The 26,094-nt window shown below is 69.3% G+C and carries 25 protein-coding genes; 6 read left to right on the forward strand and 19 right to left on the reverse strand.

What is annotated here, in order from left to right:
- The first annotated feature begins 208 nt into the window (after positions 1–208).
- Positions 209–985, forward strand: coding sequence for a hypothetical protein (locus tag OHB49_RS45370; protein ID WP_329167554.1), 777 nt, complete (start codon positions 209–211; stop codon positions 983–985).
- Here OHB49_RS45370 and OHB49_RS45375 read toward each other — a convergent pair.
- From OHB49_RS45375 to OHB49_RS45420, 10 genes are all read right to left on the reverse strand, one after another.
- Positions 960–1,340 carry a hypothetical protein gene (locus OHB49_RS45375; RefSeq protein ID WP_329167556.1) on the reverse strand — a complete coding sequence of 127 codons (381 nt, stop codon included), beginning with the start codon at positions 1,338–1,340 and terminating at the stop codon, positions 960–962. The two genes, OHB49_RS45370 and OHB49_RS45375, sit on opposite strands and share 26 nt — an antisense overlap.
- A gap of 106 nt (positions 1,341–1,446) precedes the next feature.
- Positions 1,447–1,824 (reverse strand): hypothetical protein, encoded by a 378-nt coding sequence (locus tag OHB49_RS45380; RefSeq protein WP_329167557.1) that lies wholly within the window; start codon positions 1,822–1,824, stop codon positions 1,447–1,449.
- 132 nt (positions 1,825–1,956) lie between these two features.
- Positions 1,957–2,718, reverse strand: a complete 762-nt coding sequence (locus OHB49_RS45385) for a hypothetical protein (RefSeq protein WP_329167560.1) — start codon at positions 2,716–2,718, stop codon at positions 1,957–1,959.
- Positions 2,715–3,803 carry a DnaB-like helicase N-terminal domain-containing protein gene (locus OHB49_RS45390; RefSeq protein ID WP_329167561.1) on the reverse strand — a complete coding sequence of 363 codons (1,089 nt, stop codon included), beginning with the start codon at positions 3,801–3,803 and terminating at the stop codon, positions 2,715–2,717. Before OHB49_RS45390 ends, OHB49_RS45385 begins: the two co-directional genes overlap by 4 nt.
- A complete protein-coding gene (locus OHB49_RS45395) occupies positions 3,800–4,618 on the reverse strand; it encodes a hypothetical protein (RefSeq protein ID WP_329167562.1) in 819 nt (272 codons plus the stop codon). Before OHB49_RS45395 ends, OHB49_RS45390 begins: the two co-directional genes overlap by 4 nt.
- Positions 4,615–5,058, reverse strand: a complete 444-nt coding sequence (locus OHB49_RS45400; protein ID WP_329167564.1) for a DUF4326 domain-containing protein — start codon at positions 5,056–5,058, stop codon at positions 4,615–4,617. Before OHB49_RS45400 ends, OHB49_RS45395 begins: the two co-directional genes overlap by 4 nt.
- Positions 5,058–5,333 carry a hypothetical protein gene (locus tag OHB49_RS45405; protein ID WP_329167565.1) on the reverse strand — a complete coding sequence of 92 codons (276 nt, stop codon included), beginning with the start codon at positions 5,331–5,333 and terminating at the stop codon, positions 5,058–5,060. The genes OHB49_RS45400 and OHB49_RS45405 overlap by 1 nt, the downstream gene beginning before the upstream one ends.
- Complete coding sequence (locus tag OHB49_RS45410; protein WP_329167566.1) at positions 5,330–5,617, reverse strand: hypothetical protein; 288 nt, start codon at positions 5,615–5,617, stop codon at positions 5,330–5,332. The genes OHB49_RS45405 and OHB49_RS45410 overlap by 4 nt, the downstream gene beginning before the upstream one ends.
- Before the next feature lie 95 nt (positions 5,618–5,712).
- The gene (locus tag OHB49_RS45415) at positions 5,713–5,844 is read right to left on the reverse strand and encodes a hypothetical protein (RefSeq protein WP_329167568.1); all 132 of its coding nucleotides are present in this window, start codon (positions 5,842–5,844) and stop codon (positions 5,713–5,715) included.
- A 5-nt stretch (positions 5,845–5,849) separates the two neighbouring features.
- Positions 5,850–6,179, reverse strand: a complete 330-nt coding sequence (locus tag OHB49_RS45420) for a hypothetical protein (RefSeq protein ID WP_329167570.1) — start codon at positions 6,177–6,179, stop codon at positions 5,850–5,852.
- Between the two features lie 305 nt (positions 6,180–6,484).
- Here OHB49_RS45420 and OHB49_RS45425 point away from each other — a divergent pair, with 305 nt between their 5' ends.
- The 4 genes from OHB49_RS45425 to OHB49_RS45440 all read left to right on the forward strand — a co-directional run bounded on the left by OHB49_RS45425 (position 6,485) and on the right by OHB49_RS45440 (position 11,721).
- Positions 6,485–6,673, forward strand: coding sequence for a hypothetical protein (locus OHB49_RS45425; RefSeq protein WP_329167571.1), 189 nt, complete (start codon positions 6,485–6,487; stop codon positions 6,671–6,673).
- Positions 6,674–6,733: 60 nt separating this feature from the next.
- Positions 6,734–8,695 (forward strand): hypothetical protein, encoded by a 1,962-nt coding sequence (locus OHB49_RS45430; protein WP_329167573.1) that lies wholly within the window; start codon positions 6,734–6,736, stop codon positions 8,693–8,695.
- Between the two features lie 120 nt (positions 8,696–8,815).
- Positions 8,816–11,038, forward strand: a complete 2,223-nt coding sequence (locus OHB49_RS45435) for a TraM recognition domain-containing protein (protein ID WP_329167574.1) — start codon at positions 8,816–8,818, stop codon at positions 11,036–11,038.
- Entirely contained in the window at positions 11,038–11,721 is a 684-nt protein-coding gene (locus OHB49_RS45440; protein WP_329167575.1) for a hypothetical protein, read from the forward strand. Before OHB49_RS45435 ends, OHB49_RS45440 begins: the two co-directional genes overlap by 1 nt.
- A gap of 141 nt (positions 11,722–11,862) precedes the next feature.
- Here OHB49_RS45440 and OHB49_RS45445 read toward each other — a convergent pair whose 3' ends face one another.
- From OHB49_RS45445 to OHB49_RS45475, 7 genes are all read right to left on the reverse strand, one after another.
- Positions 11,863–12,843, reverse strand: coding sequence for a hypothetical protein (locus OHB49_RS45445; protein WP_329167576.1), 981 nt, complete (start codon positions 12,841–12,843; stop codon positions 11,863–11,865).
- Positions 12,840–13,775 (reverse strand): ParA family protein, encoded by a 936-nt coding sequence (locus tag OHB49_RS45450; protein WP_329167578.1) that lies wholly within the window; start codon positions 13,773–13,775, stop codon positions 12,840–12,842. Before OHB49_RS45450 ends, OHB49_RS45445 begins: the two co-directional genes overlap by 4 nt.
- Before the next feature lie 216 nt (positions 13,776–13,991).
- A complete protein-coding gene (locus OHB49_RS45455) occupies positions 13,992–14,435 on the reverse strand; it encodes a hypothetical protein (RefSeq protein WP_329167579.1) in 444 nt (147 codons plus the stop codon).
- A gap of 79 nt (positions 14,436–14,514) precedes the next feature.
- Positions 14,515–19,332: a MobF family relaxase gene (gene mobF / locus OHB49_RS45460; RefSeq protein WP_329167580.1), complete on the reverse strand. Its 4,818-nt coding sequence runs from the start codon at positions 19,330–19,332 to the stop codon at positions 14,515–14,517.
- A gap of 904 nt (positions 19,333–20,236) precedes the next feature.
- On the reverse strand, positions 20,237–20,731 hold the full coding sequence (locus OHB49_RS45465) for an HNH endonuclease (RefSeq protein ID WP_329167491.1): 495 nt from the start codon (positions 20,729–20,731) through the stop codon (positions 20,237–20,239).
- A gap of 131 nt (positions 20,732–20,862) precedes the next feature.
- Positions 20,863–20,991: a hypothetical protein gene (locus OHB49_RS45470; protein WP_329167492.1), complete on the reverse strand. Its 129-nt coding sequence runs from the start codon at positions 20,989–20,991 to the stop codon at positions 20,863–20,865.
- 570 nt (positions 20,992–21,561) lie between these two features.
- On the reverse strand, positions 21,562–21,867 hold the full coding sequence (locus OHB49_RS45475) for a hypothetical protein (protein ID WP_329167493.1): 306 nt from the start codon (positions 21,865–21,867) through the stop codon (positions 21,562–21,564).
- Here OHB49_RS45475 and OHB49_RS45480 point away from each other — a divergent pair.
- Positions 21,857–22,042 carry a hypothetical protein gene (locus OHB49_RS45480; protein WP_329167495.1) on the forward strand — a complete coding sequence of 62 codons (186 nt, stop codon included), beginning with the start codon at positions 21,857–21,859 and terminating at the stop codon, positions 22,040–22,042. The genes OHB49_RS45475 and OHB49_RS45480 overlap by 11 nt on opposite strands.
- A gap of 997 nt (positions 22,043–23,039) precedes the next feature.
- Here OHB49_RS45480 and OHB49_RS45485 read toward each other — a convergent pair.
- The gene (locus OHB49_RS45485) at positions 23,040–25,250 is read right to left on the reverse strand and encodes a zinc finger domain-containing protein (protein WP_329167496.1); all 2,211 of its coding nucleotides are present in this window, start codon (positions 25,248–25,250) and stop codon (positions 23,040–23,042) included.
- A gap of 335 nt (positions 25,251–25,585) precedes the next feature.
- Complete coding sequence (locus tag OHB49_RS45490; RefSeq protein ID WP_329167497.1) at positions 25,586–25,741, reverse strand: hypothetical protein; 156 nt, start codon at positions 25,739–25,741, stop codon at positions 25,586–25,588.
- Between the last annotated feature and the right edge of the window lie 353 nt (positions 25,742–26,094).

Consider the following 26,094-nt stretch of genomic DNA (forward strand, 5'->3'; position numbering starts at 1 on the left):
TTGTTATCAGCAAGAGCGCGGCTTCTATGGAACGTAAGCGGATCACATTGCAGCTTTCCGTTCAGCAGGCGGGCCGGAAGAGGTTCACTCCGTCGAGTGAGGCCGGCTCTATCCGGAGTTGCTGCTTGATGCCTCCAGCAGCGGCAGGGGGGGTCAGCTTCTCTGGCGTCGTCTTCCAAAGATGATCAGCAGTCGATATCTTCCCGCCATGGGTGAGTGGGGGATGCATCTCAGACGGCGCGGCTGCTGGTTCTCCTGGCAGAACGTGGATGAACTAGTCAAGATCCTTGAAGAGGAAGTTCCGCAGGGCCAACTGGCTATATCTGGCGCCGAGATCTCGATCTCAACCGATCAGCATGGTGTGCGGTGGAAGAAGACACAGACGCGTGAGTGGACCGACCTCAACGCCTTCAAGACCGACATGCAGAGCAATCAGGTGATTTCAGATCTGGTGATCGAACGCCGATCAACGGCCGCCGATACTCCCAGGATCACTATCGAGATCGGTAAGCGCACGCGCGCTTGGCGCCCGTTCGGCAGGCGGGCCTTCGCGGTGAGCCGACTCAGCGGCGGCAGTGAATCGTGGCAGCTAGGTGCTGCCACCCGGATCGCCGACACCTTCGCTCGCGCTCGGTTCCTCGGGCGCCGCCTGGCTAAGTGGCTCGACCGTCTTCAGTTCCTGTGTATCGCCGTCGCTTCGTGGAGCTTGATCTACTCCCCCTCCGGAGTCGGTGGGCAAGTCGGCTCTGCGGGTCTCCTGATGCTGGTTGCGGCATACCAAATCGACAAATACCTAACCCGAACGATCTTGCTGAATCAGCCGAAAGGCATGCAGGGCTTCGTTGCCCGAAGGAGTGCCAACCACCGTGTGACGGGCGGTAGCCAGCGGGAGGTCTTCCTCTTCGTCATGAGCGTCTTGGGTGCGGTCGCCGGAGTGATCGGCACGGTCGTTGCGATCGTCACCTATCTCTTCCCGCGAGGCTGAGGACTCTGGTGCCGGTGCACTGTCGGGCCAGCTCGGCCCGCAGTCGCTCGTTGTCGAGGGTGAGGGCCTGGACGCGCTGGGCGAGTGTGTCGACGGACAGGCGAAGATCGGTGATCTCCTCGTGGCGCGCGCGACGTGCCTCGCGGAGCTGGCCCTGGAGTTCTTGGATGCGTCCGCGCAGGGTCGCCGGGACGTCTGGGCCGCTGGAGCGTTCGTCAACGCGCTGCCGGAAGAGTTCCAGGATGTCGTTGGCCCGGTAGGCGGTCGCCCGTGAGGTGCCCGCCTCGCGGGCCAGGGAGGCGACGGTGAGGCTGCCGTCACTGTGCTGCGGATCGCCGGCGAGGAGGCGATCCATGGCCCCAATCAGGGCGGTATGAACCGCGGGTGTGTCACACGCGAAGAACCCCGGCGGACAGTTTCCACCGGGGTTCTTCGGGCGGGCCGACGGGCCTGCAGGCGTGCTACAGGTCGATTTCCTCGTCGTCGCGGTCGCGGTCCTGGCCGTTGTCGGCCGGGGGCGGGGTCGGCTCGAAGCTGCGGGGGCGGGCGGCGTGGTCCAGGCCCCGGGCGGCGAAGCCCTTGTCGCCGTCGCCGCGGTGTTCCTTCTCCGCCTCGGCGACCTCGCGGTGGTCGGCGCCGGCTGTGTCGACCAGGTGCCGGGCGTGGGCGGCCTGTTGCTCGTAGGCGCTGACGTCGGCCGGGGTGACCTCCTGGCCGGACGCCGTCTTCTCCTCCAGTTCGGCGGCGGTCCGGTCGAGCTGGGCGAGGGCCGGAAGTATCCCTGCGACCTCCTCCTGGTGGGCGCGGACTTCCTGGTCCTCGGTCTGGGTGTCGCTCACTGTCGTGTCCTTTCTTCTCGGTGACGGGGTCTCAGAAGTCGATGTCGAGGTCGTCGTCGACCTCCGGCGGCGCGGGGCCGGCGCCGGGCTCGTCGCGTACCGGTCGCAGGTGGCGCCCGGCGGCGGTCGGCTTCACTGCTGCTGCTCTTCGCGCTCGGCGGCGGTCAGCTCGACCGGGGCCTCGTGGCCGGCGGCCTTGAGCAGCGCGGCGACGTTCAGCTCGTCGCCAACGGCCACGGCGCGCGAGTCGCGGGCGTTGCTCGCGGCGACCAGGGCCTCGACCGTCTTGCTGATCGCCTCGACTCGGGCCACCTCGGTGCGGTGCATCCACTGGGCCTCGGTGGCGCGGGTCTGTCCCTCGATCGCGGCGAGAACGTGCTGGTTGCGGCCCTTGGTCTCCTCCATCACCCGCTGGTGACGCTGCTCGCGCTCCAGGCGACGGTCGCCGCGCCACAGCGGGGCGGCAACCGCATAGATGGCGGCGGTGCCCAGCAACCACATCAGAGCTCGCAGCGGCCAGTCCGGTGTCCAGGCCGTGATGCCGAGCAGGGCGAGGGTTCCTCCCGCTGCAAACGCGAACCGGGTGGTATCGCTGTCGCCGTGCGGTTTGGCGGCCGACACTGTCCCGGCCGCGGCGGCAAACGCGGCCAGCACTCCCGTGATCCACAGCGGTTCGGTGGAACCGTCGGGCAAACGGTCGTGCCATGCCCACGCCAGACCAGTAACGGCCGTAGTGACCAGCCCTGGCGCGAAGCGGCCGAAGTGCTCCCACAGCAAGCGGGCGGCGGAGCGGACCGGCGGCAGCGGCTCGACGTTGGCGATGTACGGGGCGGTGATCTGATGCTCGCGGGCGAGCAGGTGCAGGGTGGGGTCGAAGGGGACGGGCTCGGTCATACGTCGATCTCCATCTCGTGTCCGGGGGCAGGAAGTCGTCTGGCGGTGGGCCCGGTTGGGGCGGGCTCCGTATCTGCGCGGGCCAGCTCCGGCTCGCGTTCGGCGTGGTGGACGCGCTCGCGGTCGGCGATGGCGGGCTGCATCGCCCGCTCGGCGTGGTCGACCAGGGCGGTCGGCGCGAGCTGCGGGTGCAGAGCGAGGTCGCGCATGTGGTGGCCGGCGGCGTCGAGCCGGTCCAGAACGGCGGTGCCCAGGACCTGCTCGCCGGCATAAGAGGCGGTGCCGCCCGTCCCTGCGCGCTCCAGCTCGTCGAGGACCTGGCCGCTGGGCTGGGCGCCCGGCCGACGGGCGGTCTCCCACGCGACGGTGACTGTGTCGATCGGCGCGTGCCGGTCGTGCAGCGTGGTCATCGCCTCGTAGACGGCGGCCAGCTGCGGGTCGGAGAAGTCACGGGGCTGCAGCCAACCGGTGACCTCGGGCAGCTGCTCGGGACGCCACAGCAGCGAGGCGACGGTCTCCATCTCGGCCTGCAGGTCAACCCGGGCCCGTGCGGTGTGCTGCGCAAGCTGGATCTGCTCCTCGGCCGGAGTGTCGAGCAGATTCCGTACCGTCTCCGGCGCCGCCTTCCAGGCAGCGTCCAGGGCGGCGAGCCGGTTGCCGGTCCGCTCGACCTGGTCCAGCGCCTGGGCGGCCTGGTCGACCTCGGCCTGCTGCGCGGTGCTCCGGAGCTCATTGCCCGCGTGCTCGACGGACCGGTGGATCGCCGACTCCAGCGTCATCCCGCCGTACAGCGGCGCGGTGCGCGGGTCGGGGCAGGCGTTGGCCAGCGCCGCGATACGCGGCCGGGCCAGGCACTGGCGCAGCCCCTGGTCCTCGATCTGGGCCACGGCCGCGGTGACGGCCGACGGGACCTCCGTGCTGGGCACCGTACGGAAGTCGATGTTCTGCAGCGTCGTCCACAGCGCGCCCAGGTCCGGGCTGGAGAACGCGCCGGCGGGCACCCATCGCATCGCGGGCAGCACCTCGGGACGGTGGAGAGCCGCCCCGATCAGCGCTTCTTCGGCCCGGCGCGCTAGCCGGGTCATAGGTCGATCTCCTCATCGAAGTCGATCTCTGCCGGTGGGTGGTGACGCTCGGCAGGCTCTGGCGTCCGGTGGTCGGCCGCCGCAGCACGGCCTCGGACCACGGGATCGAGGTCGGGGCGCTTTGGATTGGGGATCAGGTCAGCGACGGGCTCGTGGCGGCGCACCGTGCGGCCGTCTTCCTGCTTCTCGACGCACCAGGTGACCGTGCCTTTGTCGGTGATGCGGAGCGGCGCATGCCCTACTGGCGGGGGCAGGATCTGGTCGGAGACCCGCTGGCCGTCGATGGACAGTCCGCCCTGGTCGGCGACGACCGTGTGGCCGGCGCCGCGCGCCCATGCGGGGGCGCGGTCTCCATAGAGACGCGGCTCTTGGCCGACAGCTACGGAGGCCACGATCCGGCCGTGCACAACGACCGCTCCACGGTCGGTGATCTGCAGGGCCTGGGAGTTGTACGGGTCGCCGGGCAGGCGTGCTTCGGTAGCGGTCGGGGGGCTCACTCCGGGCACCCGCTGGCCGTCGATGCTCACCCCGCGGGCGTCGACCTCGATGGTGTGGCCGTGCCGTTCGATCGTCAGTCTCGACTCGGCCGCGCTCGGTGCCTGTCCCGCCAGATCGCGGTAGTGCTCCAAGCCGACCCGTTCGCTGTATTCGGGCTGCCATGCTTCGCGCGGCGCCATGTCGCGGTGGAAGATTGCCCACTGCTGATCCGTGGCGGGCGGGCCATAGGCATGACCGCTCGGAGAGGTCGAGGGGTGCCGGTCGGGCATGGCGTCGCCGGTGCGGGTCTCCAGCGCACCGCGCTCCTCGCCCGTCATAACTGCGCCCCGTCGGCCAGCTCGGCGAGCACGCGGGCGTGGCACGGATCGCCCTCGGGGCACCAGCAGCCCAACCGCTGGCCCTTGAGCTTGGGCAGCTCGCGGGCGACCAGGGGCTGGTGGGCGTCGAGCCACTTCCGGTACTTGTCGACGACCTGCTCGGCCGTGCCGTCCTTGCCGACCACGTAGGGGTTGGCGAGCAGGTGCCCGGCGAGGTGCCAGCCGCCCCGGTACATCGGGCGGCCGACGTAGATGACGTCCCCGATCTCCGGGTCGTCGCGGCGGCCCTTGAGGCAGACCACGGTCGTCGGTCCCGTGGTGGCCGGAGCCGCGGGCGTCTCGGGTCCGGCGTCGCGTTGCTCCTGGTTCTCGGCGAAGAGGTCGAGGCCCAGCTGCAGGCCGCCCCTCATCTCCGGGTTGAAGTGGTTGGCGGCCGGCATCAGCTGATCACCGCCGCGAGGGACCGGCCGAAGCTGGTGAGCAGCAGGACGACGACGACGGCGGTGACGATGGCACCGCGCCCGGTCGCAGCGACGACCTTGACCAGGTCCAGGGGCATCTTGACGGCGATGGCGATGACGGTGACGACGTAGGTGATGATCGCGGCGCCGATCATGTTGCCCAGTCCGGCCCCGGTGTTGAGGAGTAGAAAGGCGACCAGTACAGCCATGAAGATCGCCGCCCATGCGGCCTTGTGCTCACGCGTGACGTTCATCGGGTCACCGCCGTACGCGGGAGCGGGAGGGGAATCGTGACGGCGGCGGTCTCGACTGCGAGCAGGCAGGTCCGCATGTGAGCCGCGGCGGTCTCGGGGTGCCTGCCGTACTCGTGGGCGAGTTCGGCAAGTGCGGTGGCCGCGCCCTCGGGCCCGAGGCGGGCGGCGGTCTCGTGGATGAGTTCGCGGGTCCGGGCCGGGTTCGCCGCGAACTCAGCGGTGGGTACCTGGGAGACGAACAGGAACGTGGCGAGCGTCGTGGCGACGCGCGAGGTTGAACGCACAGCAGCCTCCGGCAAGGGAGAAGAAGAGACAGGGGGTCCGGCTCGACCCCGGGCGGGGCGGGTCGCTCATCCGCCCGGGGCGAGGTGGGGAGTGGTCAGCCGTTGCCGTTGCCCTCGCGGGCGGCACGGGCGCGCTCGGCGGCCTCGGCGGCCTCCTGCGCGCGGCGCAGCGCCTCGCTGGCGGCGGGATCCTGGATGACGGCGGTGATACCGATGGCGGCAATCACGGCGGTCAGCCGACCAGCAGCGCGGTACGCGAGTGCGGGCGCACGGGCTCCGCGGAGTCCTGCCGGCCGTCCCGCTCGTGCGGGGTCGGACGCAGGGGAAGCTGCAGCTTCGTCTCGGCGTGCACGGGGTTGTCGCAGGTGACGACGCCGTTGCGGGTGACCACGCTCTCGAAGTCGCGGCAGTCGCGGCACTTCGGGCCGATCCGCCCAACGACTGCGAGGCGCGGGCCGGTGAGAACCGGCAGGGCGCGGATGCCCTCGGGCGACAGGCGCAGGGCGGGCAGATCATCGACCGCGACGTTGGCGCCGGGGATGAAGCTGAGAGAATTACGCACGGAGATCCCTCCAACTAGGGGTGTCTCGATCCGGAAGGCGGTTGCAACGCCTGTCCGGGGTGTAGTCAGGGCCTGCAAGCCCTGACTGGAGAGGGGTTCGGGGCCTGCAAGCCCTGGGCCCCTCTCGCTCTTCTATTAAGCTTCCCCCTAGCCAGCTTGTCAACATTATTGGATTCTTGATTTCTGGAATGTTGGCAACCATGCATGTTGGCATTACAGTTAGCGGGCAAGCACGGAAGCCATGAAGTCAACGAGAGGGCCATAGGGTGCTCGGAACACTGGAACGACCCATCACAGGAGCCAACGTGCCGCAGCAGGGCGAACCGCAGCCTCAGGTGCCCGACGAGGAGCCTGAGGAGCGCGTCAATTTCAGCGCCCGTGTCCGCGTGTCCGTACGGAAGAGGGCCAAGCTCTACGCGGCCGGCCACGACGTGAGTCTGCAAGACCTCGTGGACGCGGCGCTGGACGACTACCTCACCCGACACAACGCATAAAAACGCCCCAGCGGTGCGTCATCACCGCTGAGGCTCGACGCAAATTGGGAGTTGACCTAGATGCGCCACGACCAGGGTACGGGCACCGATCCGTACTGGTCAGCAGCTGAATTCAACCAGGTGGACTGGCTCGGGACCGCTCACCGGATCCTGACCGACACGCCCGCCTGGATCCTCATCGTCACGGGCGCCGTCGTCGTGGTCGTCCTCTTCCTGGTCCAGTACCTCACGGTCCGCAAGATCGTCTCCGACCGGAAGCAGACGGCAGCAGAGCGGCAGCGCATCCGCGAGACGGAGGGCGCGGAAGCAGCCCAGATGCTCGGGGGCATGGGGCCCGCCGGCCGCGTCGCTCTGGGCGGCGTCCTGGTGAGCCTGTACGGCCTGTGGGGATTCGCGCGCGGCACGGCGGAACTGCCGTTCGTCATCGCGATCGGGTTCTGCGCGATGTTCGACGTGATGGAACTGCAGCTGTTCCGGATGCTCTACCAGACCGCAGACCCGCGCCTGGGCAAGACTCGGCAGTATCAGCTCATGCACGGCACGGCCTGGGGGCTGGTCACGCTCAGCGCCATAGCGAACTTCATGCACGCGCCGAACGCGGTCAGCGCGCCCTTCATGGCTGTGATGCCCGCTGCTGCGGCCTGGGTGATCGAGCTGGAGCTGCGCAAGCGGATGGCCGGCAGCGAAAAGAAGGAGCAGGACAAGGGCAGCGGCGGACCGATCCGCCTGGTCGTCAAGATCTGGCACAAGGTGTGGGCCGCCATCTACGGCGCCGCCGGCATCGACCCGGGCGAGAAGAACAGCGAGATGGCGCAGAAGGCGCTGGGCCGCAAGGCAGCGAAGCGCGCCTACGAATTGCGCCTGAGCCTGGAGCGCCAGCAGAACCTGCAGCAGCAGATCGACGACCTCAAGGGCGAAGAGCCCAGCAGGGAGAAGACCCGCCGGGTCGGGGCCCTGCAGGCCGAGCTGGACGCCCTCGCGAAGCGCACCCGGCGCCCGCGTAACCGTGCTCAGAAGGTGCTGATGCGCGGCGACCTCCACGAACCGGCCGCGACGCTCGAACTGCTGCGCCGGATGGCCTGGCTGACGCGTACGGACGACGTGGCGCTGCTGACGTACGGCCCGGACAGCAAGGCCAAGCAGATCATGGAGGAGCTGAACATCGCGGCGAACGCCGACTTCGTCGAGGCGAGCAACCGTGCGGCCGAGATCGACGCCCGCGCGGCAGAGGTCGACAAGGCCCGCCAGCAGGCGGAGGAATCCGTCAAGAAGGCCCAGGAGCAGCTCGCGCTGCTGCTCGAAGAAGTCGAGGCCACCAAGAAGGACGCGGCAACCGCCGCGGAGCGGGCAGCCAAGGAGAAGGAGAAGGAGAAGGAGCGGCTGCGCCTCCTGCAGGAGGAACGGGAGCGCCTGGAGAACAGCGACGCCACGGCCGGTCAGCTCTACCAGAAGACGGTCAGGGAACTGGAGCAGACCCGCGCGCAGCTCACCGCGCTCATGGAGGAGCGGGGGAAGCTCGCCGGCACGACCACCGACGTGCAGCGGGAAGCCACTCAGGCCCGGGAGGAAGTCCTGCGGCTCGAAGGCGTGCAGAAGGCCCTGGAGGAGCGGCTGGGTACGGCCGCGGAGGAGCGCGAACGGCTGACCACGGCTGCGGCCGACGCGCAGAAGGAAGCGCGCGAGGCGCGCGAGCAGGTGCTGCGTCTGGAGGAGCGGCTGGCCTCGGTCGAGCGGCTGCAGGCGGCCGGAGTTCCGGCGCGGACCCAGCAGTCCGGACGGGTCGACGCCCGGATCGGCACTGCGGGCGGAGACACCCGCCAGCGCATCCGCGAGCTGCTCGGTGAGATGAGCCTCGAGGAGCGGGCCCAGTCTCAGCGGAAGATCGCCGCGCAGCTCATGGACCAGGTCGGCCTCGGTCTGGACGCAGTCCGCAACCACCTGCGGGCCATCGACCAGGAAGACGAACAGGCGGGCGTACCCAGTCCCCGTACACACCCGTCGGAGCCGGACCTCGCGCGGTGAGCCCGGGAGTCAGCGGAAGCTCCGCACTTGTCAGCGCAGCGACATATACAGACAGGAGTGGCCCCGGTGCTGACTGAGCTTGGCGGCTACAGCACCGGGGCCCCAACGAAGGGAACCTTCGTGAACGACAACAGTAAGGCCAGCACCCAGACCGACTCGACCTCGACTGCCCCGTCCTCGCCCGACGAGCAGACAGCGGTCGAACACCAGCAGCAGGTCCACCGAAGCCCGCTGTTCAGCGAGGCCCCCTTCTGGCGCGGGTCGGGTGTGCGCGTCACAGCGCTCGCCGCGCCCACCACGTTCATCGCGGCCGGGGAGGTCACCCCCGCTGACAGCATCTCCGACGCGGGAGACCTCGGGACGATCCTCAGCGGCCTGGCCGAGGGCGTCGGTACATTCTTCGCTGCGCAGCCGCTCCTGGCGAGCGGCCTGACCATCGGCCTGGCCGGCGCGGGCTACATGTACGTGAAGACGAACGTGAACTTCGGCCGCGAGACCGACGGCTTCGCCAGCAGGAAGCGGCTCAAGAAACAGATGACACGCCGCCAGCTGGTCAAGAAGCGCAAGATCCTGCGGCCCAGCCTCAAGGACATGCCCGCGCGGAAGGTGCCGACCAACGCAGTCGGCTTCTACATCGGACGCGACCGCAAGACCGGCCTGCACCTGTACGCGGCGATCGAGGAATCCTCCCTGATGCTCGCCCCGATGGGCGCGGGCAAGACGGCCAAGCTCGGCAACTGGCTGCTGGACGCGGTCGGCGCGGTGCTGGCGACCAGCACGAAGTACGACATCGTCGAGCTGACCGAAGCGATCCGGGCCCGGGTCGGCAACATCCTGATCTGGAACCCGGAAGGCCTGGCCGACCGGCCCTCGAACATCGCCTGGGATCCGGCCATCGGCTGCTCGGACCCGCTGCTCGGCATCGAGCGGTCCAAGCGGCGGGCCAAGTCTCTGCTGGAGGGGAGCGACTTCACCAAGGGGATGGAGAACCGCAACTTCTGGACCTCCAGCTCGTACCGGGTCCTCAAGGCGTTCCTCTGGGCGGCCGACGCGGAAGGGCTGAGCCTGATCGACGTGGCCCGGTGGTCGAAGCAGCCGCACCGCTACGAAGCGATCGAGATCTTCAAGAAGCACTCGGACATTGCGCCCCGCGGCTGGCAGGACGACCTCGAGCAGCAGCAGAAGGTCGACGGCAAGGCCACCACGCTGGAGAACATCTTCGGCACGCTGAGCCAGACGTTCATGTTCCTCGACTCTCCGGACATTCAGCAGGTGATCCTGTCGGCTCACCGCCCCGACGCGCAGTTCGACGTCGAGGCGTACCTGCGCTCTCGGGACACGCTCTACATGCTCGGCAACGACTCCGACGTCGGCGGCATGGGCCCGCTGTTCACCTGCCTGACCAGCGAGGTCTACGCGGGAGCGCGGGCCATGGCGTCCCGCGCGCAGGGCGGCCGGCTGGACCCGCCAATGACGTTCGTCCTGGACGAAGCGGCCCTCATCTGCAGCGTGCCGCTGCAGCGCTGGACCGCTGACAGCCGGGGCATCGGCATCACGATCCACTCGGTCTTCCAGTCCCCGGCGCAGATCTACGAGCGATACGGAAAGTACGCGTACCAGACGATCTGGGACAACTGCGTGAAGCTCATCCTCGGTGGCCTGAGCAACGACGAACACCTCGAATCACTGTCCCGGCTGACCGGCAAGAAGCGGGTCAAGCAGGAGACGGAGTCACAGTCGAGCTCGGGGGGCCCGAACGCCACCTCGAACCGCTCCTCCTCCTATACCTGGGTGGAAAAGCCCACCCTGGAGGTCTCCGACATCATGTACCTCGACCCGGGCGAGATCCTGATGTTCCGCAAGTACCTCGGCGGGCCGGTCGTCGCGACCTACACCCCGGTGTGGGACCGCAAGGACGTCAAGAGCGTCGTACGGGACACCAAGCGGGCGGCCAAGGCCGAACTCAAGGCGCGCAAGCGCAAGCTCGCCACGGTGCCGACGGCCCCGGAAGGCAGCCCGTGGGTTGCTGCTCCGGCCCCGGACGCGTGGGGACCGCAGCCTGAGGAGCCCTGGGCGCCTCCCGTCCCGGCGGCTGAGGTCAGCGGCGGCTTCCCCGGCCCGCGTCACCATCTGCGGGTCGTGCCCGGCGAGGTGGTCGACCTGCCCGCGCCCCAGGCGCTGCCGGAGCAGCCCTCGTTCGAACCGACCGCGCACCTGGTGCCGGAGCAGCCCGCGGTGAAGGCGGAGCCCGAGCAGCTGCGCGACACCGGTACCGCCGGACCGAGCAAGCCAACCGGACCGACCCGGCGTCGGCCCGACCCGGATGACATGGGGGCCTTCTGATGAAGCTGGAACCGGGGGACATGCTCCTCGCGCTGGCCCGGGACCTCTCGGAGACCCGGACCACCCTCAATTCCGGTCTGGAGGAGGTCGTCGGACGCCTGAAGATCCTGGAGGGTGCGGAGTTCGGCGACGCCATCGCGGGGCTGCGAAAGCTGCTCGGTGACGTCGTCGTCGCGGTTCAGGAGCTGCAGGCCGAACCGGAGGAAGAGGAGGAGCCGGAGGGGCCGGGCACGGCGCCGGACTGGACCTCGGTCGACAAGGAGCAGTGCGAGGAGCTGTGGGACTGGCTGCTGACCTGGTGCGGCAAGATCCTGCTGCCCGTCTACGCCCGGGACGTCTGGCGGCCGTGCTGGTACCGCCACCAGCAGCTGCGTATCCAGCTGACGTGGCTGTGCGCCTACTGGCACTGGTCGTACCAGAAGACGGCCCCACCGACCCGCGCGGCCGAGTGGCACACGCGGTGGTGGCCGGCCGTCGAGAAGTTCATGGCAAAGGAGCTGCAGGACTGCGGCTACGTCAGCGAGAGCTTGCGTGAGCCGCTCCACGCGATCCCGCATGACGGGGACGACGCGCTCGCTTATGACGACTTCGCCGACCACGGGCTGACCGACTGGGTGGCCAAGGACATCGCCCGGCGCCCGGATCCGGAGAAGAAGCGAAGCAAGCAGAACCCGGGTGACTGACCGGTCCTGACAGCAGCGGAAGGGGAGTCACCCAAATTTGGGTGACTCCCCTTCCGCATGCCCGGGCTCGCCTACCGCTCCTTGAACACGTCCTCAGCCCACCCGGCCCCGCCACCCGGGAGCAGCCGCCACCCGGACGGGTCAGCCGTCGCCCTGGTCCTGGTCCCCGGAGGCGTGCCGCATCCGGTACGCCGTGCGGTTCGCGTACTTCCGCAGCTCGTGCCGCAGCCGCTCGCCCCGGCCTGGGTCATACAGCAGGGCGGCCGCGAGGACCCCATCCCCCACCGCGTCATAGATCTGCCGCTGCTGGGCAAGGGCGCGCTCCATGGTCGCGATGGCCTCCGCCCCCTCGTCCAGCTCCTCCTGGTGTACGCCGCCGCCTTCCGGCGGCGCCTCGCCAGAGGCCTGTGCCGGCACCTGCGGCCGGGGTTGGGCTTCGGCGGGGGCGAGACGGGGCGCGCGTCCCTCGGCGGCCGCCGCGGCAAGGACGTCGCGCACCTGGTCCGGCCGGGCGAGCTGCCGGGCAGGAGGCAATACCGCGCGGGCCTCCGCGAGGTCCGCAGCCGTGATCTTCCGGTCGCCGCGCAGCTCCTTCACCTCGCGGTACAGAGCGACGGCCGCCTCCTGGCCGTAGTCCTTGAAGACCGGCTGTAGCTCCCGGGCCTGCCCCTCGTTGATGTCCCCAATTGGGGACACTGCGGCAGCGACGGGCCAAGCTTCGATCATCCTGTACGCCTGCGACTTCCGGATCTCCCACACGTCGTCCAGGTACTCCACAAACGTGGCGTGTGTCTCCCGGTACAGGCGGGCCCGGTTGATAATGTCCAGCGCCTTGCCTGCAACGATCACGGACTTCCGGAACCCGTAGAGCGCCTGCTCGCACACGGCCAGGTGTGCGCGCTCCTGGTCGTCCAGCGGGCTCGTCACGGTCTCCGCGACGTCGTACGGCGTGGGGAGCTGCACGACGCTGACCGGTGTCGACACGTCCGCACCGGTCAGCGTTGCGACGACACCGACGGACTGCGCGAACGAGACCTCCGTGCCGGTGCCGGCCTCCTGCTCCTCGTCGTCAGGTTCGGCGCTGCGGGTCGACGGCATGACCAGGGAACGGCGACGGCTCACGCTGTAGCCCCCGGCTTCTGCAGGAAGACGTGTGCGGCCTGGTCGTAGTCCCCGGCCGCCGTCGACTTCGGCGCGTACAGCCGCACCGGCTGCTCCGCGATCGGCGCCTCCGCCGCACGGACGCTCCGCCGGATCGGCACAACGACCGCGTCCGGGTAGTCCTCGGAGACCTTCGTGGCGAGCTGCCGGGCAAAGTCGCTCTTGTCCCACGCGGTGAGGAAGACGGCCCCGACCTTGAGCTTCGGGTTGGTCTTCCGCTGGACGCTGCGGATCGTGCGGTCCAGCGACGCCATCGCCTTCATGTCCAGGCCACCGACCTTCACGGGTACCAGGGCCTCGTCCCCGGCGGTGAGCGCCGCGACGGTGACCAGACCGAGGGACGGCGCCGCGTCGATCAGGGTCACGTCGTACGGCGAGCGCCCGCCAGCATCCTCCGCCTCCCGGGCGAGCGCGGCCGCGATGGCGTGCTCCGCCCCGATCGGCCGTTCGTACTCCACCCGCGACAGGTCCAGCCCGGACGGCACCACGTCGATGCCCTCGAACAGGGTCGGATAGGTCGCCTCGCTCAGCGTGCACTCGTCGAAGAACAGCGACCGCAGCGAGTGCCGCGGCAAGTCTTCCGGGTACTGCGGCAGCAGCCACGCCGATAGGGCGGCCTCCTGGTGGTCGGCGTCGATCACGCGAACACGGAGACCGGCAGCGGCCCACGCGGCTGCGAGCTCCACGGCCGTCGTGGTCTTGCCGGCGCCGCCCTTCTGGTTCACGGCGACGAACACCCGGGTCGGCTCCGCCGGGCGGAAGGTCGGCGGTACGAGGATCTGCGGCCGCCATGCCTGATACGGGGTGTCGGCGTCCCATGCGGAGACGACCTCCAGCCGTTCGCCGGGCGGGCTATCGAGGGGTGGCAGTGCTGTCCGTGGTGATTCGGTCATGCGGCGAACCTAACCGGCCACCGCCTGATCGAGAGAGCCGACCGGTATACCGCGACTTCTTGTACGACGAGTACGCCCGTTCGGCTCGGGAGGTCTGGTCGCCAATTGGCGACGGAGCCGCACGCCTGCAGCCAGCCACACGCGCCCTCCAACGGCTGTGCGGCCTGCCGTATCGGACAAACCGAGCAACAGGGCGGACCAGCAGAGCATTGGTGCTCATTCGAAGATGGGGCGCTCCTCGGTGGCGGCCGTCGCCCATTCCACGGTCCGCTTCACTCCGCCGGCATACCACTCGGACGTGTCAGTCCACTTGTAGCCGAAGATCGCATCCTCGGCGTGCGTACGGATCAGGGGAACCGGCAGGTCCGGGTAGTCGTACAGCTCCCGGGAGATCGGGGACCACTGGCGTTCGCCGAGCAGCCAGCGGGTGGTGTGGATGATGGCTTCCAGCGCGCTCGCGACACCGTCGGGAGAACACCAGATCATCCGTACGTCGCCCGGCTGCAGCGCCTGCGAGGCCAGCGCATCGTCGCGTAGCTTCTCCAGCTCGCTGCGTGAGCGCGTGACGCGCGGCGGCAGGGCCTGCGCTGCAGGCGTCTGGGTCGGCTGGGCCGGCGGCTGCTGAGGGCCGCCCCGGTTCCACGACGATGTCTCGGCCATGTCCGTCAAGGTAGCGGGCTGCTGTGACACACAGCCAGGAAAAGGCGGCGGGCCAGTGGGTTGACCGCTGGCCCGGGGCCTACATCTCGATGTCGATGTCGATGTCCGGCGCAGGGGGAGCAGGCGGCACCGGCACCGGCTCGGGTGCGGCCGGGCTGCTGCCCGCATGCTCGACGTCGTGGTCGTGCCCGGTCATCTCCCGGCCCAGCCGCTCGTACTCGACCTCGAGACCCATGCCGGTGTCGCGGCGCTCGCGGTCGATCTCCTCGGCCTTCGGCTGCGCCTCGCGCTCCCGCTGAGCTTCCTGCTCCCGCTCCTGGGCACGCTCCGCGAGGATCTGCTGCGCCTTGCGGGCCTGCTCCATCGCCTCCATCAGCTCCTGCTCGACGGACGACTGCGGTGTCGGCGCGGTGGCCGGGGCCGACTCCGGCTCGGCGGTCTCCGGCTCGACGACTGGGCTGCGGCGCTCCAGCTCGATCCGCGCGTAGTCGGCTTCCTCGCGCACCTGCTGCGTCTCGGCGAACCACTTCTCGCGGGTCTCGTGGACCTCCTGGTACTGCCGTGCCCGGTCGCCCATCGACTCGGCGATGTCCCGGCTGGTGTCCGCCCGGTCGAGGGTGTCGCGCACCAACTCGCTCGGCTCGATGTTCGCCTGGAGTGTGGGCACCTGCTGGAGCGCCATCGACTGGGCGAGGGCCTGCTGGTGCTCGTTGTAGCCGCTTGCGGTCTGGGCCGCGTGCATGGCCTTGGTGACGCGCTCCTCGTGCTCGGCGGCCTCCCTCTCTGCCATCTCCTGGGCGCGCAACTCCATCTGCACGGCCTGGTCCTCGTAGTCGCGCTCCGCCTTGAACGACCGCTGCATGTCGTCGGCGACGTACGGCGGCGCCCACTCCTCCTCGCGGTTGGCTCGCTCAACGGCCTGGCGCAGACTCTCCTCGCTCGCGCGGGAGATGTCGGCCAGCTCGTCCGGCACGCCCAGCGCGCGGCGTGCCCGCTCCCAGTCGGCCCGCGCTTCGACAGCACCGTCCGACGGGGCCCGGCCGATGGCGTCGGTCTCCTTGTCGAAGTTGTGTGCCTCGCGGTACCGCTCGACGCGGCCGGCCCGCCGCTCCCAGTCGGCACGCTCGGTCGGGTCCTCGGGCACCGGGCCCAGACGGTCGATCGCCCATTCCGGCTGTTCCTCGGCGACGCGCTGGCCCAGCTGCTCGGTGCGCTGGTCCATCACCTCGGCCCACTCGCCCATGAACCGTCCCGGGTCGCCGCCGAGGTCCCGGGTGCGGGCCCCGTAGGAGTCCATGGCCTCCATCTGCGCCTCGCGCTCGGCGGCCTGGGCCTGCTTGACCTCGTTGGCCTGTCCGGCGTGCAGGACTTCCGCGTGCTCCTGGTAAGCGAGCGTCTGCCGCAGCAGCTCGGCGTGGTGCAGGGCGGCCTGGTCGGCCGGCTCGGGCTCGGGGGTGTCGACCAGCTGCTGCAGGCGCTCCGGGTCGACGGGGTGCTGCCCGGCTGCAATGGCCGCGTCGACCTTCTGCTTCTGTGCGGCGAGGGCGGCGCGTTGCTCGGCCTTCTCCGCGTTGATCTGGTCGCGCTCGACCAGCTGGTACGCGCACTGAAGGCGGTAGTGCATCGTCTTGCTGGCGTCGTTGGCGCTGTCCAGCTCGCGCGAGCGGGCGGTGCGCACCAGCAGTTCCTCGGCGTCGAACCCGCTCTCCTCGACGCTGCGGGCCAGCCGCATCAGGGAGCCGTATGCCTCACCGCTGCTGATGCGGGCGTAGCCCTCGGAGCCCAGCGCGTCGAGCAGGGCCTTGCCGTACCGCCTCTCGGCATCCTGGTCCTTGACGCCGGACCACACGGGCTCCAGCACGGCGAGGTTCTCGCGGCGCTGCAGCTCGGCCGCGATCGCCTGGGTAGCGGTCTGCTGCGTACCGGTGCGCTGCAGGGTCTGGTCGAGCACCGAGAGGTAGTGGGGGATGTCCTCCTGCTTGATCCCCTGGCTATCCCGGTGGGTGATGACGTAGCCCCAGTTGCCGTCCTGGCCTCGGGTGAGGCCGACGTACAGGGCCTCGCGGGTGGTCTGCTCGTCGACCAGCGAGTGGCAGGGGCCCACCGTGCGACCCTGCGCGCCGTGCACCGTGCTGGCGTACCCGAGCTCGACGTGCGTCTGGACGTAGGCCGCGGGGAGGTGCATCCGCGAGCCGTCCTCCAGCTGCACCATCAGGGAGCCGTCGTCGCTGATCCCGGTGACCGTGGCAACCAGCCGGTTGGTGGCGAACTGCCCGCTCTCGCCCCCGATCTTCCGGTCGTTGCGGCGCATCTGGATGACGTCGCCGCGGCCGGCCTTGGTCTCGACGCCGTACTTCTGCCCGGTGCGCAGTGCGACACCGTCCTCCTCGACCAGGCCGGCGCGAACCAGGTCGACGCGGGCGCGGGCGGAGAGTTCGGCGGCCGTCTCGTTGTCCGGGGCAACCAGCAGCGGGTTGCGCCCGGCCAGTTGATCGGTGACCCATCCCTGGTAGGCGCGCTCCGTCATCTCCTCGGCGCTGCCGCCTCGGAAACGTCCGTGCAGCTCGTACTGGGCCAGCGCCTCGCTGTCGCCCTCGCGCAGCTGCAGGGATGCCTCGGCCTCCCACTCGCGGACCTTCGACTCGCCGGTGACGGGGTCGATGTCGCGGAAGCGGCGGACCTCTTCCAGTGTGTGGACCCCGGGCATCTCCTCGGCGAGCTGGCCGAAGATCCCGCCCGCCCCGACTGACGTGAGCTGGTGATGGTCGCCACTGCCGATCATCTTGGCGCCGTGCGCCTCGACCACGGCACGGACCCGGTCCATGTCCGGGGTGTTGGTCATCCCCGCCTCGTCGACGATGACCAGGCTGCCCGGCGCGATGCGGTACTTCTCCGCGTCGGGAACGTGCTTCCCCGCAGCCATGTCGTCGTGCTTCTTGAGCAGCATGGAGATGTTGGCGACGTTGCTGATGCCCTCGTCGGCGAGGACCTGGGCGGCGCGCTCACCGCTGGCCAGACCGATGACCTGGCGGCCTTCGTGGGCCTCCCATACCTCGGTCAGCGCCGCGAGGGTGTAGCTCTTGCCCGCGCCGGCCGGGCCGATCAACAGGTCGAGCTTGCGGCCGGACATCGCCGCGCTGCGGACGAAATCGGCCTGCCGGCCCTTGAGCCCGCGCCGTTCGATGACTTCCTCGACCAACTCGCTGGGCACCGTGGGGGCGCCGCGCTCACCTGCGAAGCTCCGCATCCGCTCCTCGGTCTGGATGTGGCCCTCGGTCGCGAACCGGTTCACGTTGTTGTCGGCCGGCTCGTAGACGAAGGAACCGTCCTCGCGCTGCAGCTCGACGGGGATCTCGACCAGGTGCGGGGCGGTCGTACGGACCACGCCGTTGTCGGTGGCCGGGTCCAGCGCATCGTCCGCGAGCCGGTTGAGCAGGGCGCGGACCTCGTGGGCTTCCATCCCGCCCAGCGTGTCCGGCAGCTGCCGGTTCAGTTCGACGATCAGGTCCGGCCTGCGCCACGTCGCCTTCTGCTCCTGAACCGCAGCGATGGCGCGCTGCTGGATCCGCTCGGGGTCGAACTCCGTGTACGGCCGGTGCAGGTCGTGCAGCGCGGACTCGTGCTCGACCTGGTCAGGGACGTTGGCCAGCGAGTCGCGGAACCGCTCCTGGCTGAACGCCTCCCACCGGTCGAGCAGCTGGTCACGGGTGACGGCGTCGTGCTTCTTCGCCTGCCGCTGCTGCAGGGTGACGTCCTCGGACATCCGGGCCAGCACGTACGGGCTCGGCGCGGTGCCGTACCGCTCCTCATACGCCTTCGCTACCTCGGCGACCTCGGCCTTGATGGCGACGCGGCGGGAGGAAAACGCGTCCCGCTTGTCCTGATCGATGCCGACGATCTCGCGGGCCTTGCCGTCCGGACGGGTCATGACCCGCACGCCCTCGGTCCGCTCCAGCTCCTGCTCAGCGATCCGCTCGGCAAGGTGGCCCGCGGCCTGCTTGTGGGCCCACAGTGCCTGGCCGTCGACCGATCCCCAGGTCACCCGCTCCTCGCCGGTCACCGGGTCGATCTCAACGGCCTTGATCTTGTTCAGGACCGTGGCGTGGACGTGCAGCTGGGGGTCGTCGTCGCGGCTCGTGTGCTGCGCCCAGGCGGAGACGATGAAGCCTTCGCCCTTGACGAAACGCCCGGTCGTGCGGCCTTCGATCTTGGCCCCGTGGTGTCCCAGCCGGGTGTATCCGGCCTCGTCCTGCATGTGCTCCAGACCGGCCTGTACGCCGACCTTCCATGCGTCCCAGACCCGGTCCGCCTTCGCGGCGTACCGCTCGGCGCCTTCCAGGTCACCAGCCTTGCGGCACTCCGCGGCCTTCACCTGCAGGCTCGCGTGGTAGACGCTCCAGGACTTCGGCGCGCTGAACGTGAGGTCGTAGTACAGCGTGGCCGACGGTGAGTGCTTCCGGGTGTCCAGCTCGATGGCCTTGACCCGCTCCGGGGTCAGCTCGACGCCAGGTGTCTTCGCCTGGGCCTCGCTCAGCGCGGCCTCGAACCGGCGCTGGAAGCTCTTCTCGTAGTTCTTCGGGGCGTTCCCCAGCCGGGCGTCCTTGCGGATCGACTTCTCGGCCTTGGCGTACTCCGGCGTGCCTTCCTCGTCGGGAATCGCCTCGAGGCGTTCGTACATCTCGTCGCGCTTGCGGGGGTCGATCCAGTCCTTGTAGAGGTCGGTGAAGACCTCGTTGTTGACCGTGCCCTCCAGTCCCAGCTCGGCAGCGCCGTCTCCAAGCCAGTAGCCAGGCGGCTCGCCCTGCAGGTCCACGCTCCGGGCGTAGTAGTGCTCAGCACCGGCCGCTACCTCACGGGTGAGGTAGGCGGGGTCTGAACCTGCGGAGATCGAAAGCATCGCGACTCAGAGTAAGCGACTTTCAAGATCGTTACTAGCCGTCGGATCGTGATGCATAGGTGTGAGGCTTCATGGTTTGTGCATCTAGTTCTACGGTCTGCTCTTGGTCTGGGTGATCGAGGGGAAAGGGTGCTTCAATGCCGTGGTCCTACAGGGGGCCGGAATGTCCCATTTAGTACTGCCGCTTGAGGGGCCATCATGCAGAGCCTGGCTGCGGGGGGTTCCCGAATCGAGCTCAGCACGGCGCACTCATTTGCACAGAAATGTGCCGGTCGGCGGCGGCAAGGCTGCCTTCAACTGCGGCGTCGCAGTGGGCAAGCGCTCACCGGACGACCGTCGCTGAAAGGTGCAGCCGGTGTGGCTACCCGTCGCTCTCGTGCGCTACGGTCGGGCTCGACTTCATCGACCCCCGTGCGGATCACCGCACGGGGGTCGACTGTTACCAAGGGCTGGACGCGAGGGACTGCACGGCCAGCGCGCTCGGGCTGGCGCCGGCTACTCCCCACCACCCGCTCAACGTCGACGGAGAGTGACGGACGCGGGGCGGTGGCAGCGCCCCGGCGGGCGTGCGCCGTGGGGAGGCTCACCAGCCGGTGGCGGCGCGCGGCCGCCAGATCCCGGCCTTTCCTCACCGCCGGTGGTGAGGCCGGACCCCACGGCCGGGTGGTGATCGGTGACGCGAGCAGGGCGTCGGCACGCCTGCGCGCTGGTGATCGTCACCAACCCAGCGGGGGAGTCTCGGCGGCACAGGGTGGTGACGATCACCGCGTCGGTGGGCGGTCCGCGGGGCCTCGACTGGTGAGTGGTGAGTGCTGCGGCGCGACGCGCAATCCCCTCACTGGTGAGCCGCTCCCCAACGCATCCGGCCCCGCACGGATGTCCGGGGCCGCTGGTGAGCGGTCGGTCAGAAGAGCGGGTTCTGCAGGGCGCCGCTGGGGTTGCCCGCGGTAAGGGCAGCGGCGATGGCGGCCTCGATCTGCTCCGGTCCTTCGGTAGCGGCGATGGCGGCCTGGACCGCCCGCGCCCGCCCGGCCGCGCCGCGCACGTCGGCCAGCGCGTGACCGGCAAGACGGCGTCTAGCTGCGGCATCGCGGTTGTTGTCGCCCCGGGTCCCGAGAATCCAGTGGCTCGGCTGCTGGCACGGCGGCTCGTCGCAGGTATGGCGGATGACGTGGCCGGCGGGGATCGAGTCGGGTCCGTGGGCGAGCCGGAATCCGAACAGATGGGCGGGGACGACGCGGGATGTGTCGGTGGTGTGCGACCCGGCGCGGAAAGTCCCGTGGGCGGTATCGGTCAGTCCGCCGGTCCACCACCAACAGTCGTCCGGGCCTCGCTGCAGGACGTGGCTCCAGTAGCGGGCGACGGTCTCACCATCGGCCAGCAGCCGTTCCCACCCCACCGGGACTAGTGACGCCGAAGCCCCGAGGTCACCACTTCCGGGCGCCCCGGGGCGGGGAGACTCACCAGTCAGCTGGTGAGCCACGGGGTGGTGAGCGGGGTGCCTCTCCGGGCCTGGTGCGCTCACCACGCTCACCGCCTCACCGGTCCGGCCGGACCGGGAGCGGTGGCAGTGGGGACGGCGTCGGTCTCCGCCCTCGCCACTCGGCCCAGCGGCCACGGCCACTCGCGCTCGGTGGCGACGTCACTGAACGTGACCACCACTGGTGTCTCCGTCCGTCGGTGGGTGGCTTGCCGCAGCAAGACCAAAGGGCTTGTTATTAGCTCAGCCGGTGCGTACACCCGGCATGGTGTCTGCTCTGCCCCGCTCGCGCGTGAGCTAAGCCGTACCGGACGCTGCTCCGGGACCGGATCCCAGCGGCCGGCGCCTGACGTACATCCCCGTACCGGGCGCGGCTGCGGCTGCTTCGACCCCATCGGCGACGACCCGCTCAACGGGCAAAAGCCGGCCGCCTGTCCCCACGTCATCGGGAGCAGGGGGTGGCACGGGTCCAGAGCCCAACGGGCGGCGCGCAGTCATCCCGTGATCATCTCCCGCCCGATCCGCACGTTGAATCCCGACCACCCCACGACCGGTCGCGAGCCCTTCCGCACGCGCGAACAGTCGAATGTGCCGCGCTATAGACGTGCCGCGCCGGAGCAGCCGCGCGACTTCAGACAGACATTGGGGAGCGGCTACGCCGCACGCCTTTCGCCGGCCACTGCCCGGACTTGGCGACCACCGGTTGGGGTAGCGGTAAGACCTCCGTCACCAGCCGCAAACCGGGGTCTTCACTGCGCCCAGTCCCAGGAGGTGGCGCGAGGCTGAGCGCCGATCTCGGACATGAACGAGTCGGTGCCGTCGGCCGGAACTGGGTTCTGCTTGGAGGCCAGGTCCGGCGCGCACACCTGCCAGTACAGGGTTCGGGTCCCGTATGGGGCGATGCCCGCGTCCTGCGTGAGCGTCTTGACCGGGCCGTCCACATCGTCGGGGTACTCGCCGTCGGCGTGCTTGGGCGTGTACGAGGTCTGGAACTTCTGGGTGATGGAGATGACCGCGGTGTCAGAGCGGTTCTCGTAGACGGTCATGACGTTCACGCACTTGTTCGTCGCGTCGCCGTCGTGCCATTCGGTCAGAGTGACCGATCCCAGCGGGGCGCGGGGTGGGGCTGGCGCGGGTGCCGAGGAGGCGGTCGGTGTGGGGATGGCCGAAGTGTGGCTGGCTGCAGGCGTGGATGTCGGTGTCGGCATGGGCGTGGGTGTGACGGTCTGAGTGACCGTGACCGTGGGGGCTGCTGCAGCCGGCTGCGGGGCGTGGCTGCTACAGCCAGCGCCGAGGAGTGCGGCCGCGCAGGCGGCTATGACAGGAAGGAACCGGCAGGCCATGTCTGCCTTTCACGTTCAGCGAGAAGACTGCGGCAGGCGCTGCTCGGCCGGTTTCTGTGGGGGACGAAAGCGGAGGGTTGCTACCTGACATTCGGTACGACGCGGATCATAGCGGCGGGTACGGCTACTCCAGCGACCGCACCTCAGGTGACACGGTTCTTACCGACACCCCAGCTACCACGGCGGCGTCGTCACCTGGTATCAGGCCCACGCTGGCGAACAGGTACTGATGACGCGCTGTCCTCCGCTGTACCAGCCCAAGACCGTGGACCGTGCGCTACAGCTCGCAGTAAGCGGTGGCTACGTGGACTGCGACTTCGAACAACCCGACCGATAGGGGTCGGCATCAGCCGGCCAGTGCCTCATCCAACGAGACCGCCTCGACGGACCGCCGGAGCTGCTCCATCGTCGTCGGTGTTCCTCAACCCCCGAGTCATGGGCACCAGCCGACCACTGACGACACGCTCCTCTGCCACGGCGAGACCCGGGCCGACGCGGAGCGACCTCACCGGCCGGTCACCACTGCGCGGCAGCAGCTGCTCCCCCCTCGGCCCCGGCCGGTGGTGTGGTCTCCTCACGCTCCCGTCATGCGCGACGGCGGGAGTACGGCCGTCTACCCCGCTCCGGCCGGGCAGACGGCGACCCGTCCGCCACCGACCCCCCTCCCTCCGCCGCTGGCCGTCTTTCCCAGCCCGAAGCACCTGCAGCCGCGCACGCTGCAGGCCACGGAGGATTACGGACCCTGGGCGCCCCCACAGACGGCCATGTCAGCGAAACGGCGCTGGTCTCCACGGCCGTATTCGCCCCGACGGCTCAGGTAATAACAAGCCCTGCGGTGCGCGCTCGCCCAAAGATCGGCAGAAGCAAAGGCGGCTGGCGGAGGATCAGGCCGTGGCGATACGACGCTCGATGCGGGCCTTAGCTGTTTGGTGGTTGCCTCGTCCGTCGGCTCCGCGGGGGTAGCGGCGGCGGGGTTGGCGGGGGAGTGTGGTGAGGATCAGGGCGGCCTGGTCCTCGTGTGTCTGTACTCCCGTGCGCACTCCTGCCTTCGGGGCGTGCATCCATGCTTCTTCCTGCTGCCACCAGCGGTAGAGCTCGATCTCGACGGCGTATCTGCGTGCACGGCTGGCTGTGACACCGAAGCAGCCCAGCGCCTTCGCCGCGGCGACCAGCGAGCCGGGCCGGGGTCGGTAATACGGCGTGCCGGAACGCTCGGCCGCGAGGGTCTGGCGGGCAGCATGTTGGTCGGCTCCACGCCGCTTCAGAACCGTGCCGGCTGCCGTGCGGCAGCGTTCTCCCGGGGCTGCCTCACAGGTGGGGCACTCGTGATGGACGGTCATCACAGCGCGGGTGGCGACCATTAGGTTCCGCATCCGTGCGAGGTGCCGGGCGACGGTGCGGGGCTGGTATCCCGTGTGCTGGCCGAGCTCGGTGAGGTTGAGAGGCCGCTCAGCCTTCTCATTCAGCTGCTGGTAGATGCGCCCTGCGTGGTGACCCAGCCCTCCGCAGTGCGTTCCGGTGGCGCGGCCGTAGGCAAAAACGTCGTGCTGACCTGCAGCAAGACGCTCCTGCAGACGAAAGATCAGGCTAGTTCGCCTTCCCCCTACGGGGGGCGGGGTTCCTTGTGTCCCACCCCGTGCAACGAGGGTGAATCCGGGGTGGGAGGCGGTGATGGGGAGCAGTTCGTGGGTGCCGGCGGGGCCATCTGAGGTGCGCGGGGCGAGCCAGCTGTCGAGGCTGAGGCGGCCCTGGGCGCGGTGCATGGTGGAGCGGCCGTGGCCGGTGGCGAGGGCGGCGCGGCGGACGTCGAGGTTGAGCACTGTGGTGCCGGAGCGCAGAGCGAGCAGGCAGCGCAGGTCCAGGGCGGCGCGGTCGGCGGGGCCGGATTCGGTGGCCCAGCGCTCGGGGCAGGCGTCGGCGGCCTGTTGGACCTGCTCGACCAGGTCGACGATGCCGCCGATGGTCTCGGTCCATTCCGCGGAGTCCTCGGTGAGCGGCAGGGTGGCCGCGTACGCGACGCAGCGTTCCCATTGGCGGGCGAGCTTTTCGCGGGCCTGGGTGTCGGTCAGGACGGTGCGTAGCGTGCCGCGTCGGGTGCTGGTGCAGGCGTGGAGTAGGGCGCCTTCGCGGTGGCGGCGCTCGTTCATCAGCCGCTCGACCATGGGCCATGTCCAGCGGCGTAGCGCCAGTTTCGTGAGCAGCGAGGCGAGGGCTTCGCTTACCTGGCTGTCGGCCGGGCGGCGGGTGAGCAGCTTGTATGTCTCGTCGTCCAGTGTGGTGTTCGGGGTGCCGGGCAGGCGCGGGCCCAGCTCGTCGTCGATGACCTGGGCCTGGTGCTCGTGCATCAGGCGGACGCGGACGTTGGGCGGGGTCGGGACGGCGTCGATGATGAGTGAGAGGCGGACGAACGCGTCGCTGGGGTTGCCACAGGTGGCCGGGGTGAGGAGGGCGGCGGCCTGCTCCCCCTCGAGGGGCATCTGGAGTTGGCTGCGGCCACCGTCGCGGTGCGGGGCACCAATGGGGCGGACCGCGCCCGTGGACGGGTTGCACAGCAGGCCGTGGTCGAGGGTCGGCAGGCGCTTGGCGGCGGCCTTCGCGATGGAGGCGACCAGCAGCGCGTCGAGTGGCGTGGTCGAGGTGACCCATACGTGGCGTCCGCCGGCGGATCCGGAGGCGGCGACCACGTAGGTCAGCCCGGCCTCCTCCAGCCAGCGCAATAGCGTCGCGAGGTCGACCAGGGTGTCGCCGCGCTTGTCGTCGAGGTCGAAGCAGATCCAGCGGAACCGGTCGAACCGGTCGGCGAGGTGGATGGCGTACGGGTCGGCCGGGGGTGCCTTCGGCAGCGGGCGGGACTTGTAGGAGTGCAGCCACGTGCCGTCGCTGGCGTGGGTGTCCACCCGGATGGAGTCGCGCGGGGACATCGACAGGAACAGGGCCTGGAAGTCGACCTGGGCGATCTCGAAGAGGGGGAGGACACCTGTGTACGTATTGGCGATTTGGGCAGATGGCGGGCTGTACGACCTGACCCGATATGACACACCGAGGGCAGGCACGGGCTGACCGACATCGCAGCTGTCCGCTACGATGGGAAGCACTCCTAGCGCTATATGAACGCTGAAGGTCCCTTCCCACGAAGGTGGGAAAGGCTCGAAACGTTCAGATGGGGCGGATTACTCCTGACCGTCGAGAGACGGTCCAGGGGGTGCTTCACCTCCGTTTCTTTGCAGATCCGACCGGGCGGGAACCCGTTCTTCTCTGCGGTTAGTGGATGCGGTGGCTGACCGGGAAGTCGGCCGTGGGTGCGGTGTTGTGTGTGTAGATCTCGGGACTCAGCACGCTGGGGAGTGTTGTTGAGTCCCTGTCCGAAGAGGGCGCCGCCCCGGTTGGAAGCCGGGGCTTTTTGGCGCGTCCGGACGGTCTTCCGATGGCGCTACCCGGTCAAGGGCAGCGCCTCCTGTTCGTCGAGTCCGTCCGCCCAGACCGGGCGGCCGTCCGCGTCGACTTCCATTCGCCTGAGCAGCTCGTTGACCAAGCCAGCGAATGAAAGTCCGGTACTGCCGGCTGCCTTGATGGCCTTCTTCGCCATGTCTGGCACGATCACGACACCCGTCCGCCAGTTCTCACCAGTTGACGGGTCGTAAGAAACACGACGGCCAACCTGCGCCCTACCGCGCACGGGTCCTGATGCTCCGGGTCGTCCTGACATGCGGTTGATCTTTCCATAGATCCCACTGAAATCACTACGGAATGTGGGCGTGTCGCTCCTCTTTTCCCGCGAGGCGGGCAACTTTTTTGCTGAACTCCCGCCCCAGAGAGGCATGCTGGACATGACCGATCATCGGGCTATAACAGTCATATGGGTGCTGACGAGCCTGCTCGCTCCCGGCGACAGCCACCGCTGAGAAATCGGCTCGATGGCTATGGAGGCTGCGGCGATGG

Origin of the sequence: Streptomyces sp. NBC_01717 (assembly GCF_036248255.1) — a bacterium.
Lineage (GTDB): Bacteria > Actinomycetota > Actinomycetes > Streptomycetales > Streptomycetaceae > Streptomyces.

Excerpts from the sequence above, each read along its gene's own strand:
- OHB49_RS45370 (WP_329167554.1), top strand. The coding sequence starts at position 209 with ATGGGTGAGTGGGGGATGCATCTCAGACGGCGCGGCTGCTGGTTCTCC.
- OHB49_RS45375 (WP_329167556.1), bottom strand. The coding sequence starts at position 1,340 with ATGGATCGCCTCCTCGCCGGCGATCCGCAGCACAGTGACGGCAGCCTC.
- OHB49_RS45385 (WP_329167560.1), bottom strand. The coding sequence starts at position 2,718 with ATGACCGAGCCCGTCCCCTTCGACCCCACCCTGCACCTGCTCGCCCGC.
- OHB49_RS45390 (WP_329167561.1), bottom strand. The coding sequence starts at position 3,803 with ATGACCCGGCTAGCGCGCCGGGCCGAAGAAGCGCTGATCGGGGCGGCT.
- OHB49_RS45395 (WP_329167562.1), bottom strand. The coding sequence starts at position 4,618 with ATGACGGGCGAGGAGCGCGGTGCGCTGGAGACCCGCACCGGCGACGCC.
- OHB49_RS45400 (WP_329167564.1), bottom strand. The coding sequence starts at position 5,058 with ATGCCGGCCGCCAACCACTTCAACCCGGAGATGAGGGGCGGCCTGCAG.
- OHB49_RS45405 (WP_329167565.1), bottom strand. The coding sequence starts at position 5,333 with ATGAACGTCACGCGTGAGCACAAGGCCGCATGGGCGGCGATCTTCATG.
- OHB49_RS45430 (WP_329167573.1), top strand. The coding sequence starts at position 6,734 with ATGCGCCACGACCAGGGTACGGGCACCGATCCGTACTGGTCAGCAGCT.
- OHB49_RS45440 (WP_329167575.1), top strand. The coding sequence starts at position 11,038 with ATGAAGCTGGAACCGGGGGACATGCTCCTCGCGCTGGCCCGGGACCTC.
- OHB49_RS45450 (WP_329167578.1), bottom strand. The coding sequence starts at position 13,775 with ATGACCGAATCACCACGGACAGCACTGCCACCCCTCGATAGCCCGCCC.
- OHB49_RS45455 (WP_329167579.1), bottom strand. The coding sequence starts at position 14,435 with ATGGCCGAGACATCGTCGTGGAACCGGGGCGGCCCTCAGCAGCCGCCG.
- mobF (WP_329167580.1), bottom strand. The coding sequence starts at position 19,332 with ATGCTTTCGATCTCCGCAGGTTCAGACCCCGCCTACCTCACCCGTGAG.
- OHB49_RS45480 (WP_329167495.1), top strand. The coding sequence starts at position 21,857 with ATGACGTTCACGCACTTGTTCGTCGCGTCGCCGTCGTGCCATTCGGTC.
- OHB49_RS45490 (WP_329167497.1), bottom strand. The coding sequence starts at position 25,741 with ATGGCGAAGAAGGCCATCAAGGCAGCCGGCAGTACCGGACTTTCATTC.